Annotated in this window: 16 protein-coding genes and 1 pseudogene; 12 read left to right on the top strand and 5 right to left on the bottom strand. The window is 35.3% G+C overall.

Annotated features, from left to right (window positions below):
- The first annotated feature begins 29 nt into the window (after positions 1–29).
- From rpmJ to truA, 12 genes and pseudogenes are all read left to right on the top strand, one after another.
- A complete protein-coding gene (rpmJ, locus tag I580_RS10575; protein WP_002288710.1) occupies positions 30–146 on the top strand; it encodes a 50S ribosomal protein L36 in 117 nt (38 codons plus the stop codon).
- Positions 147–164: 18 nt separating this feature from the next.
- Entirely contained in the window at positions 165–530 is a 366-nt protein-coding gene (gene rpsM, locus I580_RS10570; RefSeq protein WP_010766211.1) for a 30S ribosomal protein S13, read from the top strand.
- Positions 531–557: 27 nt separating this feature from the next.
- The gene (rpsK, locus tag I580_RS10565) at positions 558–947 is read left to right on the top strand and encodes a 30S ribosomal protein S11 (RefSeq protein WP_010761668.1); all 390 of its coding nucleotides are present in this window, start codon (positions 558–560) and stop codon (positions 945–947) included.
- A gap of 80 nt (positions 948–1,027) precedes the next feature.
- Positions 1,028–1,966, top strand: coding sequence for a DNA-directed RNA polymerase subunit alpha (locus I580_RS10560; protein ID WP_010761667.1), 939 nt, complete (start codon positions 1,028–1,030; stop codon positions 1,964–1,966).
- A 27-nt stretch (positions 1,967–1,993) separates the two neighbouring features.
- On the top strand, positions 1,994–2,377 hold the full coding sequence (rplQ, locus tag I580_RS10555; protein WP_010761666.1) for a 50S ribosomal protein L17: 384 nt from the start codon (positions 1,994–1,996) through the stop codon (positions 2,375–2,377).
- A gap of 287 nt (positions 2,378–2,664) precedes the next feature.
- On the top strand, positions 2,665–3,867 hold the full coding sequence (locus I580_RS10550) for a hypothetical protein (protein WP_010770631.1): 1,203 nt from the start codon (positions 2,665–2,667) through the stop codon (positions 3,865–3,867).
- 15 nt (positions 3,868–3,882) lie between these two features.
- Positions 3,883–5,052 (top strand): M20 family metallopeptidase, encoded by a 1,170-nt coding sequence (locus I580_RS10545; protein WP_010770632.1) that lies wholly within the window; start codon positions 3,883–3,885, stop codon positions 5,050–5,052.
- Positions 5,053–5,076: 24 nt separating this feature from the next.
- A pseudogene (locus I580_RS17400) lies at positions 5,077–5,198 on the top strand (DUF3788 family protein); the annotation flags it as partial.
- A 208-nt stretch (positions 5,199–5,406) separates the two neighbouring features.
- Entirely contained in the window at positions 5,407–6,246 is an 840-nt protein-coding gene (locus tag I580_RS10540) for an energy-coupling factor ABC transporter ATP-binding protein (RefSeq protein ID WP_010770633.1), read from the top strand.
- Positions 6,222–7,091, top strand: a complete 870-nt coding sequence (locus I580_RS10535) for an energy-coupling factor ABC transporter ATP-binding protein (protein WP_010770634.1) — start codon at positions 6,222–6,224, stop codon at positions 7,089–7,091. Before I580_RS10540 ends, I580_RS10535 begins: the two co-directional genes overlap by 25 nt.
- Positions 7,088–7,885 (top strand): energy-coupling factor transporter transmembrane component T family protein, encoded by a 798-nt coding sequence (locus I580_RS10530; protein ID WP_010770635.1) that lies wholly within the window; start codon positions 7,088–7,090, stop codon positions 7,883–7,885. Before I580_RS10535 ends, I580_RS10530 begins: the two co-directional genes overlap by 4 nt.
- 21 nt (positions 7,886–7,906) lie before the next feature.
- Entirely contained in the window at positions 7,907–8,653 is a 747-nt protein-coding gene (gene truA, locus I580_RS10525; RefSeq protein WP_010770636.1) for a tRNA pseudouridine(38-40) synthase TruA, read from the top strand.
- 70 nt (positions 8,654–8,723) lie between these two features.
- Here the strand turns inward: truA and I580_RS10520 are convergent, their stop codons facing one another.
- From I580_RS10520 to I580_RS10500, 5 genes are all read right to left on the bottom strand, one after another.
- A complete protein-coding gene (locus I580_RS10520) occupies positions 8,724–10,232 on the bottom strand; it encodes a helix-turn-helix domain-containing protein (protein ID WP_010770637.1) in 1,509 nt (502 codons plus the stop codon).
- A gap of 258 nt (positions 10,233–10,490) precedes the next feature.
- On the bottom strand, positions 10,491–11,828 hold the full coding sequence (brnQ, locus tag I580_RS10515; protein WP_010770638.1) for a branched-chain amino acid transport system II carrier protein: 1,338 nt from the start codon (positions 11,826–11,828) through the stop codon (positions 10,491–10,493).
- 115 nt (positions 11,829–11,943) lie between these two features.
- Positions 11,944–12,432 carry a GNAT family N-acetyltransferase gene (locus I580_RS10510; RefSeq protein WP_010770639.1) on the bottom strand — a complete coding sequence of 163 codons (489 nt, stop codon included), beginning with the start codon at positions 12,430–12,432 and terminating at the stop codon, positions 11,944–11,946.
- Positions 12,433–12,509: 77 nt separating this feature from the next.
- A complete protein-coding gene (locus tag I580_RS10505; RefSeq protein ID WP_010770640.1) occupies positions 12,510–13,778 on the bottom strand; it encodes a sensor histidine kinase in 1,269 nt (422 codons plus the stop codon).
- A gap of 21 nt (positions 13,779–13,799) precedes the next feature.
- Positions 13,800–14,558 (bottom strand): LytR/AlgR family response regulator transcription factor, encoded by a 759-nt coding sequence (locus I580_RS10500; protein ID WP_010770641.1) that lies wholly within the window; start codon positions 14,556–14,558, stop codon positions 13,800–13,802.
- Between the last annotated feature and the right edge of the window lie 362 nt (positions 14,559–14,920).

The following is a 14,920-nucleotide window of genomic DNA, read 5'->3' as shown; positions in this document are numbered from 1 at the left end:
TACTCCGTAAAATTCAGGGAGGTATTATCATGAAAGTAAGACCATCAGTAAAACCAATGTGTGAACATTGTAAAGTAATTCGCCGTAAAGGACGTGTTATGGTCATTTGCCCAGCAAATCCAAAACATAAACAACGTCAAGGATAATAGGAGGTGTAACGTAGAATGGCTCGTATTGCAGGAGTAGACATCCCTCGTGATAAACGTGTAGTGATTTCCCTTACTTACATTTTTGGTATTGGTAACACTACTGCTAAAAAAGTTTTAGCAAACGTTGGCGTATCTGAAGATATTCGCGTTCGTGATTTAACAAACGAACAAACAGATGCTATCCGTGCGGAAATTGATAAGTTAAAAATTGAAGGTGATCTTCGTCGTGAAGTGAACTTGAACATCAAACGCTTGATGGAAATCGGTTCATACCGTGGTATCCGTCACCGTCGTGGATTACCAACTCGTGGACAAAACACGAAAAATAATGCACGTACTCGTAAAGGCCCAGCTCGTACTGTAGCAGGCAAGAAAAAATAATTCCTAAGTGAAGGAGGTTAGATCTTCATGGCAGCAAAAAAAGTTAGTCGTAAACGCCGTGTGAAAAAGAATATAGAAACTGGGATTGCACATATCCATTCTACATTCAATAATACAATTGTAATGATCACTGACAGTCATGGTAATGCATTAGCATGGTCATCTGCAGGTTCATTAGGTTTCAAAGGAAGCAAAAAATCAACACCGTTTGCAGCTCAAATGGCCGCAGAAGCTGCAACTAAAGCAGCACAAGAACACGGACTTAAAACTGTTGATGTAACAGTTAAAGGACCTGGTTCTGGACGTGAAGCAGCGATTCGTTCATTGCAAGCAACAGGTTTAGAAGTGACTGCAATTCGTGACGTGACTCCAGTTCCTCATAATGGATGCCGCCCTCCAAAACGCCGTCGTGTTTAATGAGTGCCACTCATTCTGAGTTTGAATTAAGAACGTCATTGAACAAGACACTTTTCGTTTTGAAAGGGGTATAGATAAGAATGATTGAATTTGAAAAACCAAGAATCGAAAAAATTGATGAGAATAGAGATTATGGCAAGTTCGTCGTTGAACCACTGGAAAGAGGTTACGGGACTACTTTAGGCAATTCTCTACGTCGTATTTTATTATCTTCTCTACCAGGAGCTGCTATTACCAATATTCAAATCGATGGTGTGTTGCATGAATTCTCTACCATTAAAGGTGTAAGAGAAGACGTAACTCAAATTATTTTGAATATCAAAGGCTTAGCATTAAAGCTTTATGCAGAAGAAGAAAAAACCCTTGAGATCGATATTACAGGACCTGCTACAGTAACTGCTGGCGATATTATCGTCGACAGCGATGTTGAGATCTTGAATAAAGATTTAATTATCTGTAGTGTCTCTGAAGGAGCTACTTTCCATGCTCGCTTAACAGTGAAACCTGGTCGTGGCTATGTTCAAGCAGACGAAAACAAGAAGGAAGATATGCCAATTGGTGTTCTCCCTGTTGATTCCATCTATACACCAGTTCGCCGTGTTAACTACCAAGTAGAAAACACTCGTGTTGGTCGTCGTGATGATTTTGACAAATTAACAATGGAAATATGGACTGATGGTTCAATCATTCCTCAAGAAGCCCTTAGCTTAGCTGCTAAGATTATGACGGAGCATTTAGACATCTTTGTTAACCTTACTGACGAAGCGAAAAACGCTGAAATCATGGTTGAAAAAGAAGAAACACAAAAAGAAAAAATGCTAGAAATGACCATCGAAGAACTAGACTTGTCTGTTCGTTCATATAACTGTTTAAAACGTGCAGGTATTAATACTGTACAAGAACTTACAAATAAATCTGAACCAGAAATGATCAAAGTACGTAATTTAGGTCGTAAATCTCTTGAAGAGGTTAAACTAAAACTACATGATTTAGGTTTAGGCTTACGTAAAGACGATTAATACTTTTTACGAAGGAGGAAAACCAACGTGGGTTATCGTAAATTAGGACGCACATCAAGCCAACGTAAGGCAATGTTGCGTGACTTAACTACTGATTTAATTATCAATGAACGTATCGTTACAACTGAAGCTCGTGCGAAAGAAATTCGTTCGACTACAGAAAAAATGATTACTTTAGGCAAACGTGGAGATCTTCATGCTCGTCGTCAAGCAGCTACTTTTGTACGTAATGAAGTTGCTAGCGTTCGTGAAGAAGACGAAAAAATCGTTGTTGAATCAGCTTTACAAAAGTTATTCAATGACCTTGCACCTCGTTACGCTGAACGCCAAGGTGGTTACACTCGTATCTTGAAGACAGAACCAAGACGCGGAGATGCAGCACCAATGGTAATTATCGAATTTGTTAAATAATCAAACTATACCGTCACTTTATAGATGATTCTTTTAGAGTGTTATGATGTTGGAGGCGACTCCTAGTCTAGCTCAACGCTTTCCCTGCCAGACTTGTCTGGTAGGGAAGCACTCATCATAGATAAGGTGTATTTTTTTGTCCTAAGAATTTATTCTTAGGGCTTTTTTGTTTTATAGGAGTACCTCTGATTATTTTTGTTATGTTATTGCATCCCAGTGTGTATTTTAGTATACTTTTATTAGTCGGAATTTTCTGACAAAAAAGAGAGGTTTTAAGGGGGAGTAACATGGCACAAATGACAGCTTTTACGTTACTAATGGGAATTTTATACATTGGAGACGTTGTATCAAGCAAAACAAAAGCATGGATTTCATCGGTTTTTGTTTGTGCAGTACTGTTTGTTATTGGTTATTGGACTTTTTTTCCAGAAAACATTGTTGAAATTGCTGGGATTCCACCAGTTGTTGCGACATTATTGATGTACTTATTAATTACCAATATGGGGACTTTGCTATCAATCAAAGAATTAGCGAATCAATGGAAGACGATCGTTATCACACTATCAGGTATTTTAGGAATCGTTGTATTATTACTAACAGTTGGATCTTTGGTTTTCGATCTCCAAACAGTTCTAGTAGCTGTTCCGCCTTTAGTTGGAGGGGTTGTTTCTTCCTTAATTATGTCTGAGGCCGCCCAAACAGCAGGTCTTACTTCGCTTTCGGTACTAGCTATTTTAATCTATGTGATGCAAGGGTTTGCTGGGTATCCATTAACGTCGATTATGTTAAAAAAAGAAGGGCAGCGAATGCTTGAAAAATACCGCAGTGGTGAATGGACACCAGTTCATGAACAAGAAGATAATCAAGTAGAAGCAAGTGATGAAGATATACCAAGGTTGTTTAAGGCAGTGCCTAAAAAATATCACACTGATTTTTCAAGAATTTTTCGTTTAGCCATTGTTGCATTATTAGCTTATTATGTTTCAGTTTGGTGTGCGTCATTTGTATCAATTAGCCCATTCGTTCTTTGTTTGTTTTTTGGTGTTGTGGCATCTTCATTAGGATTTCTAGAGAAACAGCCATTAAAAAAAGCAAATAGTTTTGGTTTTGCAATTTTAGGATTGATGTTATTTATTTTTGATGGATTAAAAAAAGCAACACCAGAAATGCTAGAAACATTATTATTACCGATGGTTGGCATTATTGTAATTGGCGTGATTGGAATGTATGTCTTCTCTGCTATTGTGGGAAGATTACTGGGAGTTAGTAAAGAAATGGCATTTGCTGTTTCCTTGACTGCTCTATATGGCTTTCCAGCAGATTATATTATCACTAATGAAGTCATTCAGTCATTGACGGAAGATGAAAAAGAAAGAGAAGCTTTGACAAGTCATATGATGCCACCGATGTTAGTTGCTGGTTTTATAACGGTTACGATCGTATCTGTTATACTAGCTGGAATCTTTTCAAGTATTTTATTGAGTTTATAGAAATGAGGGAGTAAAATGAAAGAATTAAAAAAATTGATTCAGAAGTATAAAGAAGAAATGATTGATTTTAGAAGAGATTTACATCAACATCCAGAATTACAATTTGAGGAATTTAGAACAACAGAAAAGGTTGCTGAGACGTTAGATAAAATCGGTATTCCTTATCGTAAGACTGAACCTACAGGAATCATTGCAGAATTAGTTGGCGGTCAACCAGGAAAAACAGTAGCTTTGAGAGCTGATATGGATGCGTTACCTGTTCAAGAGCTAAATGATGGCATTTCTTATAAGTCCTTAGAAGAGGGGAAAATGCATGCTTGTGGGCATGATGCTCATACAGCGATGCTTTTGACTGCTGCAAAAGCATTAAAAGAGGTGCAGTCAGAAATTAAAGGAACCGTTCGATTTATTTTTCAGCCATCAGAAGAAAACGCACAGGGAGCCAAAGCAATGGTAGCACAAGGTGCAGTGGAAGGTGTAGATGATGTCTTTGGGATTCATATTTGGTCTCAGATGCTTTCTGGAACAGTCTCATGTGTGGTAGGATCATCATTTGCATCCGCTGATATTTTTTCTATTGACTTTAAAGGGCGAGGGGGACATGGAGCAATGCCAGATGCATGTGTTGATGCTGCTATGATCGCTTCTTCGTTTGTGATGAATGTCCAAAGTGTCGTTTCTAGAGAAACAAATCCTTTAGATCCTGTTGTCGTGACTGTGGGGAAAATGGATGTGGGAACACGATTTAATGTAATTGCTGAAAATGCTCGATTAGAAGGTACTGTACGCTGCTTTAGCATTGAAACCCGTGATCGTGTAGAGAAAGCGTTAAAACGTTATGCTGCGCAAACTGCGGCGATGTATGGCGGTACAGCTAGTGTGGAATATAATTATGGTACTGTTCCTGTAATCAATGATGAGGAAGATGCTTTATTTGCACAAAAAATCATCAAAGAAAATTTTGGTGAGGCAGCACTTATTCAAGAACCGCCAACCACTGGAGGAGAAGACTTCAGCTATTTCACTGAAAATACACCTGGTTGTTTTGCTTTAGTCGGATGTGGGAATCCTGAAAAAGATACGCAGTGGGCACATCATCACGGACGTTTTAATGTGGATGAAGATGCGATGGAAATTGGAGCAGAGTTATATGCGCAGTATGCATTTGAGTATTTAAATAAATAGTCGTAATTTTTTTATCAGCGAGAGATGGGACAGAAGTGTTTAACTCCGAGAAATAAGAGAAATTCACGAAAATTGCTCTTCAAATTTTTGTGAATTCCAACTTATTTCCCAAGGTGTTGCTTCTGCTCTCACCGTTTATTCAGATTTCTTGTGTCTGGGACGTGACTCATAGAGTTATGTCCCAGACACATTTTATTTTTAAAGGAAAAAACTTTCTGTCTTGACAGATAAGAATTCACATATTAGGCAATATTTTGTTATAATAGAGATTAGTGCAAAGTTAAGAAGAGATGATTGAAAAAACACTGATTTTTTGTTAGTGTTAGTAAGACTAAATAATTGAGGGAGTACGCGATGCAACCGATAATTGAATTAAAAAATATTGATTTTAACTATCAACCAGAAGATGCTTCTCCCGCTTTGAAAGATGTATCTTTTTCCATCCAACAAGGTGAGTGGATTGCAATCATTGGACATAATGGCTCAGGTAAATCAACGTTAGCAAAAACAATCAATGGACTACTCTTACCGGCCTCTGGCAGTATTGCGGTAGGTGGTAAAGAACTGAATGAGACCAATGTTTGGGACATCCGCAAAATGGTCGGAATGGTGTTTCAAAATCCAGATAACCAGTTTGTCGGCTCAACTGTCGAAGATGATGTTGCGTTTGGTCTGGAAAATCAAGGAATTCCACGTGAGGAAATGCTTGTTAGAGTTAGAGATGCACTAGAGAAAGTACGTATGGATTCTTTTGCCACACGAGAACCAGCTCGATTATCAGGCGGTCAGAAACAACGAGTAGCGATTGCCGGTGTTGTGGCCTTGCGTCCAGATATTATCATCTTGGATGAAGCGACCAGTATGCTTGACCCTGAGGGACGGGAAGAAGTTATTACAACAATCAAAAAAATCAAAGAAGAAAGCAACTTAACGGTTATCTCAATTACACATGATATCGATGAAGCGGCTAATGCAAATCGAATTTTAGTAATGAAGCAAGGTGAACTTGTCAGCGAAGGGACACCAGAAAAAATTTTTTCTGCTGGGACAGAATTGATTCAGATGGGCTTAGATCTACCTTTTCCAGAAAAGTTAAAAATTGCTTTAAAAGAGCGTGGTGTTGATGTGCCAACTGAATATTTGACTGAAGAAAGGATGGTGGATTGGTTATGGACATCCGTTTTGAACAAGTAGATTTTACGTACCAACCGAACACACCATTTGAACAACGGGCATTATTCGACTTGAACTTGACGATTGAGGATGGTTCGTACACTGCAATTGTAGGACATACTGGGAGTGGTAAGTCTACGCTACTACAGCACTTGAATGCGCTGGTGAAGCCGACGAAAGGATCAGTCACAATCGGTGATCGAACAATTGTACCAGAAACAAATAATAAAAATTTAAAACCAATCCGGAAAAAAGTTGGAATTGTTTTTCAGTTTCCAGAAGCTCAACTATTTGAAGAAACAGTTGCTAAAGATATTGCGTTTGGTCCAAAGAATTTTGGTGTAACAGGAGAAGATGCACAGCGATTGGCAGCAGAAATGCTTGACTTAGTTGGATTGGATGCTACTTATTTAGAACGTTCTCCCTTTGAATTATCAGGTGGTCAAATGCGACGTGTAGCGATTGCTGGTGTTTTAGCGATGGAGCCGGAAGTCTTGGTATTAGATGAACCGACTGCAGGACTTGATCCGCAAGGTCGTAAAGAAATGATGGAAATGTTTCAACAGTTACATGAAAAACGTGGAATGACAATCGTACTAGTGACACATTTAATGGACGATGTGGCTAATTATGCAGATCATGTGATTGTATTAGAAAAAGGGAAAATCGTTAAATCTGGTACACCACAAGATGTTTTTCAAAATATTGATTGGTTAAAAGAAAAACAATTAGGTGTTCCCACGGCTGCGTCATTTGCAGAAAAATTGATGGAAAAAGGTATGACTTTTGATATACTACCATTGACTGCAGATGCGTTGGCAGATAAGTTGTTAAAAGGATTAGAAATGGCGGGTGAAGATCAATGATGAATAAGTTGATTTTTGGTCGTTATATACCAGGAGATTCCTTTATACACACCCTAGATCCACGAGCAAAATTACTTGCCAGCTTTTATTTTATCGGAATCATATTTTTAGCGAATAATTGGCAAACCTATGGTATTTTAGCCATTTTTACGTTATTTGCCATTTTTTTATCAAAAGTAAATATCCGCTTCTTTATAAGAGGAATCAAGCCGTTGATTTGGTTGATTCTATTTACGGTTGCCTTGCAGATGCTATTTACTCAAGGCGGAACAGTTTACTTTAGTTGGGGAATATTTACAATCACTGAATTTGGTGTGATCAATGGACTCTTTATTTTCTGCCGTTTCGTGTTAATTATTTTCATGTCGACATTATTGACGCTAACGACACCGCCACTTGATCTATCAGATGCGATAGAGTACTTGTTACGTCCACTAAAAGCTGTTCATTTTCCTGTTCATGAAGTATCATTGATGCTTTCGATCGCCTTACGTTTTGTACCAACTTTAATGGATGAGACAGAAAAGATCATGAATGCACAACGTGCCCGTGGTGTTGATTTTGGTGAAGGAAATCTAGTTCAAAAAATGAAGGCGGTAGTCCCATTGTTGATACCACTATTTGTTAGCAGCTTTAATCGAGCAGAAGATTTGGCAACTGCGATGGAAGCACGAGGGTATCAAGGTGGTGACGGTCGGACGAAGTATCGAGTGTTACATTGGCATTCAAAAGATACAGCTGTCATATTGGCATTTGTAGCATTGACTGTAGTATTGATTTTTTTAAGAAGCTAGAGAAGTAAAGGTGGAAGTGAAATGCCGCGTTATAAAGCAATCATTGCGTATGATGGAACGAATTTTAATGGTTTTCAAATTCAACCAAATGGACGAACTGTGCAAGAAGAATTTGAAAAAACATTACGCAAAATGAACAATGGTAAAACAATCACGATTTTTGGCTCAGGCCGAACGGATGCTGGGGTCCATGCTGTAGGGCAAGTTATTCATTTTGATTATCCACAAACAAGAGAGCTGGAAAAAATGCGTTATGCATTGGATACCCAAACACCTGAAGATATCTCGGTAAAAAGTGTTGAAATTGTTTCTGATGATTTTCATGCACGTTATCATGTTGTTGAAAAGACGTATCAATTTCGTGTAGATATTGGAAAACCAAGAAGTCCATTCAAACGATTTTATGCTAGTTATTTTCCCTATCAAGTTGATACTGAAAAAATCCAACGAGCATTGACTGATTTAATAGGAACACACGATTTTACATCGTTTTGTGCATCAGGTACGGAGATTGAAGATAAAGTTCGTACAATCTATGAAGCGAGAGTGGAAATGAATGAAGCAGGAGATGAGCTGATATTCACGTTTCGTGGAGATGGTTTTTTGTATAAAATGATTCGAATTTTAGTTGGAACCTTGCTTAAAATGGGAAATGGGCGGATGGATGAAACCTCGATTCCCGGAATTATTGCCGCGAAAGATCGAAATTTGGCTGGACCAACAGCTCATCCAGAAGGTTTGTATTTAGTTGAAGTGAAATATGAATAATCTAAAAAAAGTTCTTAGCTTAAATGTAAGCTGAGAACTTTTTGCGTATCTTTACAATAGAACCTGTTTTCTAATCTTGAATGATATTTTTATTCTCAAAAAGTTGTTGTAAGGTTCGATATAAATCAGCTAGCCCTTCTTCACCATACGATAGATCCCAGAAATAAAGCGGCAGTTCGGGATATTTTTTCCTTGGTAGCAACGAGGAGCTGATAACAAGATCATATTGCTCAGTTAGAGCTTCTTGGTAAGGGGCAGAATCGACAAAGCCTAAATCATTTAAAAATTGGTAAATTCTTCTAACTAAAAGAAAGTTATGTTCAAATGCTACACCGACTATCAGATGCTCAGAATGTTTTGGTTTGTCATATACTGGAAGCAAAACATTTTTGAAAGCTTTGACTAGTGGATTCTTAATTGTATAAATAAATTTATATTCTTTTTCTTTTGATTTCGCATCAAAAAAAGTTTGGATTTTTGATTCTAAAAGTTCATCCGCTTTTTTTCTCTTACCTGGCAATTCTACTAATTTTTGTAGGTTAGGGTAAGGTTGACGCAAGACAAAAAAAGTAAACGTAATATTTAGTAAATTCCCGATAATAATTGATTTATCCAGCGCTTCGGGTTCCTTTTTAAAGATATTGACTTTAGCGTAATCTAAAAATTCCTGCACTAATTCATATACTGGATTCGGTCGTGTCGAAAAATCGTGCAGTGTCTGAAACAATGAAGCATCATCTTCTAACGTATAAAATGGAGCATAGTGTGCTAGGAAAAAAATAAAACTACTTTCTCCTTTACTTTCTTTAGGCGGCAAAGCTTGAATAGGGCCAAGCTCTTTGTTTAGGCGCTCAAAATCATAATAAGGATTATCCATCATCAAAAAGTCGTAGCGATCATCATAACAAACAAAAATCTTTCTACGTGTGCGACAAAGAAAAATCGCTGCGAAATAGGTCAGCTCTTTTGCACCTAAATAAGTTCTAGATAATGGGAAATATTCAGAAAAGGCGTTGGCAAGTTTTTCTGCATCTTCAAAAGCAACACTTTTAAAAGGCCAGACAGTTCCACGTGTTCCTAACCAGAGTGCATCAAACAAAGCAACTCTAACAGCCCGTTCATCACCAGTCAAATTTGCTTCAGTATATGTAAAACGCAAATTAAATTGCTTTACATGTTTTTTCAAAGGCAGCATCTTTCTAGAAACTGTCGAACGGCTAACGTAATAGCGATCGCAAAAATCGTTTATATTTGGAGAATCATGATTTAAAAAATAGAGGATATATTGAAAAGGAACCGATTTTTTTAATAGAAAATAGCGATATTCATCTATAGTCACTATTAATCTTGTACTATCCATTTTTCCTGCTTTGTGTAAAATCGATGGATGAGTTGAAATTATTTTAGTCAAATCATTATTGATCTCAGTTATAATAATAAATGTTTGCTGATAGTTTAAAGACAATTCATCAGCTAATTGAGTAATAGAAATATCTGACTGATTGATTTGTGTGATTCGTTTAAAAAGCTTAAACTTTGTAAGCATTCCTGAATCCATCATCAATTCTTCATATAACATGCTAATCACTTCCTTGCCTCTATTCTACTGTACTTTAGGGGCACTTGTCAGCTAAGATGGTGGTCGTCGAACAGTTAGAAATCTATATTTAACAAAAAGATATCTTTTTTAGAAGGGGATGAAAGGAATAAGAGATACCCCTTACCCTGTTTTTTGTTAGAAAAAGTATTGGTGTGATAGATAAGAGTATAACAAATTAAAAAAACTGAGATAAACCTTTGTTAGGTTCACCTCAGTTCATATCTTACATAAGTGTATCTATTTTTTTAGCTTAGTCCAGATTAAACCAACTAAAAAGCCAAGTGCCGCCGGAACGACCCATCCCATACCAATCGTAAATAAAGGCAGATAATTCTCTGCAGTTTTTAAAATAGATGAAACGACAGTATTTGCTTTAATAAAATCAGGTGTATTATTCAATGCATCAAGTAATGCCGCAAACACTGTGACATAAGTCGTCATACGGTAAACTTCTTTACGGTGGTGAAACAGTGGGCTAATGATGACTAAAATCATCAAAGTCATTGCCAAAGGATAAAGAAACATCAAAACAGGAACTGAAAACTGAATAATATTCGTTAGCCCAACATTTGCAAATAAACAAGGTAAAATACTGGCTATTGCAATGTAAAATGTATAGGTTCCTTTTGGAAACAACTCACTGAACATTTCAGAACACGCAGTGATTAAGCCAATTGCCGTTTTTAAACAAGCTAAAATCACAATAAATGCTAATAAAATACTGCCTAAATTCCCTAAATAATGATTAGCGATTTGAGCTAAAGCAATCCCGCCATTCTCGCTAGTAGGAAACTTACCTAGACTCATTGTACCCATATAAGAAAGAAATGTATAAATGATGCCCATCAAAACAATACTAACTGCACCAGATTTTATGGTGTCTTTTGCAATATCATTTGGTTGTTCAACACCCATTCCTTTAATTGTTGAAACAATAATGATCCCAAACGCCAAAGATGCTAGTGCATCTAAAGTATTATAACCTTCTGTAAATCCTTTAAAAAAAGGATTGGATTCATAAGTACTAGCAACAGGCGCTAAAGAGACAGAACCTAAAGGAGAAATAAACGCAAATAAAATTAAAATAGCTAGTAAAAATAGAAATAATGGGTTTAAAACTTTTCCTACATAACCTAACAGCTTAGAAGGCTTACGAGAAAAAGCCCAAGCAATCAAAAAGAATAGCGCTGAAAAGACTGCTAAAATCAATTTGTGCTGCTCACTTGGTATGAATGGTGCTAAACCAATCTCAAAAGATGTCGTTGCTAGACGAGGTAATGCAAAGAAAGGCCCAATCGTCAGATATAATAATACTGTAAATATAACAGCATAACGCCGATTTACACGAGTAGCCAAATCAAAAATACCATTACTTTTGGATATGCCAATGGCAATTACGCCTAAAAATGGCAATCCAATCCCAGTGATCAAAAAACCTAGGTTAGCTAAAAAAATAGTAGCTCCAGCTTCTTGTCCCATATGAACAGGAAAAATCAAATTTCCCGCCCCAAAAAATAACCCAAATAGCATAGATCCTACATAAAGATACTCACGCCATGTTAACTTCTTTGTCATAATTTAACACTCCTTAAACATTATCCTTAACTAAAATAACAGAATAAAGAGTCTACAGCAAGCGTATTTTCAGAAAGGAACCGATGTTTTCTGAAAATATTAAAACTATCTGAGATTACTCGATAAAATAAGCAAATTGATAATCGTCACAGAATGCCCCATTGATAAAAAATTCATCTTTGAACAATGCTTCTTGGACAAACCCATTCTTACGATAAAACTGGATTGCTCTAGTATTAGGCCCCATGACGCGCAAAGCAATTTTGCGAATGCCTTCTTTGGCAGCTTCATCTTTTACATAATCCAGTAATTTCCGACCAATCCCTAATGATTGGCTATCTGGATGAACTCCGATACCTAGCATCCATTGTTTCTTATGGGAGAGTAAAGGAGTAGGATGATGTACATCAACAAAGCCGTGAACGTTGTCTTCATCTGCAGCAACAAAAATAAGTCTTCCTTGAATCTTTTCTTTGTATTCATCAACCGATTCATAATAATGAAGTACAGGAGAATTACGAGTGTTCCAAATCGTATTTTCTATCTCAAGTAATTCAGGGAAATCGCTTTCTTTAATTAGACGAATAGATACTGGGTCTTTCATTGTATCCCTTCTTTCATTTCAATATTTAAGAATGATAATTTATAAAACAGGATCAATCGACTAGTAAATTTAGTATATCAAGTAAGGGTACCTATTACCAAATTAGAAGTAAATAAATCATTTTCAATATAAAAGTCCATTACAACATTTGTATATTCAGATGTAATTTTGATTACTATTGGCAAGCCTTTTCCAAGATGTCCTTTTTTAGTGGTATATTTTTTTTCAAGCATCTTATCTAGTGAAAGGTGAGTATCAGAAGTAAAAGGATTTTTAATAAGGAAAAGAGTATGATCATTTTCTTGATATATTGACACTTGGATTGTATAGTTTTTATCTTCATTATAAGCTTCTAGAGCATTATCTAATAAAATAGACAAGCAACGTGTCAGATCAATTAAGTCCATATCAATCTGATAAATTTTTTGAGGAATATCAACATATAAATTGATTCCCTTTGAAGAGGCTTGTTCAAAAAAAGCTAGCAAAATAGCTTGGATTGGTGGAATAGACAGGTTGAGCAACTGTGAATAGTATTCAGGAATTATGACAGAGGATGAATAATTAATAATAGATTGTATGTACGTTTTTGCATCAGTAATTTTACCATCGTTAAGATATCCATTAACACTAGTTAATATATTTCTATAATCGTGTCTGAATTCCAGAGTAGTTTCATATTTCTCTTTTACAGAATTCATTGATTTTGCCATGGTTACATAAGCTTGTCGCTGATTATAAGATGAAGCAATTAAATGAAAGAAAAAACTAAACAAAAAGCCACTAAGACAAATTAATAAGAAAAAAAGTGCAAGTAGTTGTGGGGAAATATAATTGACAATAGATTGATACATATAAAAAATAATGCTAAAAAACAAAAAAATCGCTAATGATAAAAGCCGGTACTTTTTTTGTATACTTTTAAGGATAAGAAAGAAATCATATTTTTTTATATAGAACCTCATGGATAAACAAATGGCTATTAATAAAAAGGGTTGGGATATCAATAATAAAATCACAGAAGTACGTGAGAATGAAAATAGCTGAGTGGGGAGCGCATAAGTAATTGTCCATACTATCAGTAGAATAAATGTTATCCATGAAAAAGAAAGAACAGGAACTAGCCAATTTTTGTAGATTTTAATCAATAAAAAAATTTTTAATATCACAAAAATAATATTTAATAAGGAAGTAAATGTTTGAGTAACAAAAAAACTTAAAAAAATGATTAGAAATAAAAAACTGGATAAGCAAAGAACTTGATTTCTTTTTAAGACAATATTGTATTCTATCAACCATAAAAACAACAAATTTTTTAAAGTAAATAAGATGGTAAATGAGAACATGATTAATCACCTCCATGGCTATTATTTCAATTTTTTAGAAATCTTATCAATAATTTTCGTTCCAACATAAAGTTCTTGTCCATGATCAAATAGAATAATCCCTTCCAATCTAGAGAACGACTTGATGTGAGCAAGATTAATAATGTAGGACTTTAGCTCTGTAAAAAGGTGAGTATGGCTAACTTTTTTCTTTATTTGGTGAAGTTGTTCTGTACAGGTGATTTCGCTTTTTTGTGTTTTAATAAGCACTTTCCCACGAACGCCTTTAATGGTTGCAATATAAAATATTTCTTCTGGATAAATTATAATTTGTCTATTTCCAGATCGAAAAACGAGTAATTCTCCACTATTTAGATTAACTAGGAGCTGTGATCTGATTTGTTCAAGCAGTGAAAATAATTCTTCTTTAAAAATAATATTTGGCAAGATATGCTTCACTACGTATCCTAAGGGGGAGATTTGTGCATTAATCACTTGTATGCCGCTATGCTCATCATTGGTGAGAAAAATAATCGGAACTTTCTGGTTTAAAGCTCTAATTTTTTTCGCAAGCTCTATACCTGAAAAATATGTATTTAGGTGTATATCAATAATAAATATATCTTTATCTGCAAAGACAAAGTCATTTAAATTTTCATAGAAATGGATAAATTCACTTATGATTTTTGGCTGAAATGTAATTGCAGAGTTAGTGGTAGAAAAGTCTTCAATACTTTCAGCAATTATTTTTCCATGTTGCAATTCGTCTTCTACGATAAAGCAGGTGATTGTCATTGTCATTGTTTTATCCTCTAGAAAAGTATTTTAATTAACTATACTAAAAAATAGAAAAATATTAAAAAAAAATGCCTTTTACACAAAAAGCATTTTTTTTGTTTGAAAGGCAAGTCATTCATTTAAATTTTGAATTAATATAACTAAGTATTAAAAAATAATTGATAGAAAATAACAATTATTATAAGAATATCTCTATAAATGTTTATCTTAATTTTTCTACAATTGAGATAGATAAAAGCTTTGGAATGAAATAAATCTTATAAGGTAATTCTATCTTTTTTTTGAAAAATGTCAATATGGTTTTATATAATATTTGTTTTTCATCGGACAATTAGACATTAAGGATAGAATATATTCATTTTCAT

Origin of the sequence: Enterococcus caccae ATCC BAA-1240 (assembly GCF_000407145.1) — a bacterium.
GTDB lineage: Bacteria > Bacillota > Bacilli > Lactobacillales > Enterococcaceae > Enterococcus_L > Enterococcus_L caccae.
This window is presented reverse-complemented; position numbering and strand designations above follow the sequence as displayed.

Bases quoted from the DNA above. Each gene is read 5' to 3' on its own strand.
- rpmJ (WP_002288710.1), top strand. From the start codon at position 30: ATGAAAGTAAGACCATCAGTAAAACCAATGTGTGAACATTGTAAAGTA.
- rpsM (WP_010766211.1), top strand. From the start codon at position 165: ATGGCTCGTATTGCAGGAGTAGACATCCCTCGTGATAAACGTGTAGTG.
- rpsK (WP_010761668.1), top strand. From the start codon at position 558: ATGGCAGCAAAAAAAGTTAGTCGTAAACGCCGTGTGAAAAAGAATATA.
- I580_RS10560 (WP_010761667.1), top strand. From the start codon at position 1,028: ATGATTGAATTTGAAAAACCAAGAATCGAAAAAATTGATGAGAATAGA.
- I580_RS10550 (WP_010770631.1), top strand. From the start codon at position 2,665: ATGGCACAAATGACAGCTTTTACGTTACTAATGGGAATTTTATACATT.
- I580_RS10545 (WP_010770632.1), top strand. From the start codon at position 3,883: ATGAAAGAATTAAAAAAATTGATTCAGAAGTATAAAGAAGAAATGATT.
- I580_RS10540 (WP_010770633.1), top strand. From the start codon at position 5,407: ATGCAACCGATAATTGAATTAAAAAATATTGATTTTAACTATCAACCA.
- I580_RS10535 (WP_010770634.1), top strand. From the start codon at position 6,222: ATGGACATCCGTTTTGAACAAGTAGATTTTACGTACCAACCGAACACA.
- I580_RS10530 (WP_010770635.1), top strand. From the start codon at position 7,088: ATGATGAATAAGTTGATTTTTGGTCGTTATATACCAGGAGATTCCTTT.
- truA (WP_010770636.1), top strand. From the start codon at position 7,907: ATGCCGCGTTATAAAGCAATCATTGCGTATGATGGAACGAATTTTAAT.
- I580_RS10520 (WP_010770637.1), bottom strand. From the start codon at position 10,232: ATGTTATATGAAGAATTGATGATGGATTCAGGAATGCTTACAAAGTTT.
- brnQ (WP_010770638.1), bottom strand. From the start codon at position 11,828: ATGACAAAGAAGTTAACATGGCGTGAGTATCTTTATGTAGGATCTATG.
- I580_RS10510 (WP_010770639.1), bottom strand. From the start codon at position 12,432: ATGAAAGACCCAGTATCTATTCGTCTAATTAAAGAAAGCGATTTCCCT.
- I580_RS10505 (WP_010770640.1), bottom strand. From the start codon at position 13,778: ATGTTCTCATTTACCATCTTATTTACTTTAAAAAATTTGTTGTTTTTA.
- I580_RS10500 (WP_010770641.1), bottom strand. From the start codon at position 14,558: ATGACAATGACAATCACCTGCTTTATCGTAGAAGACGAATTGCAACAT.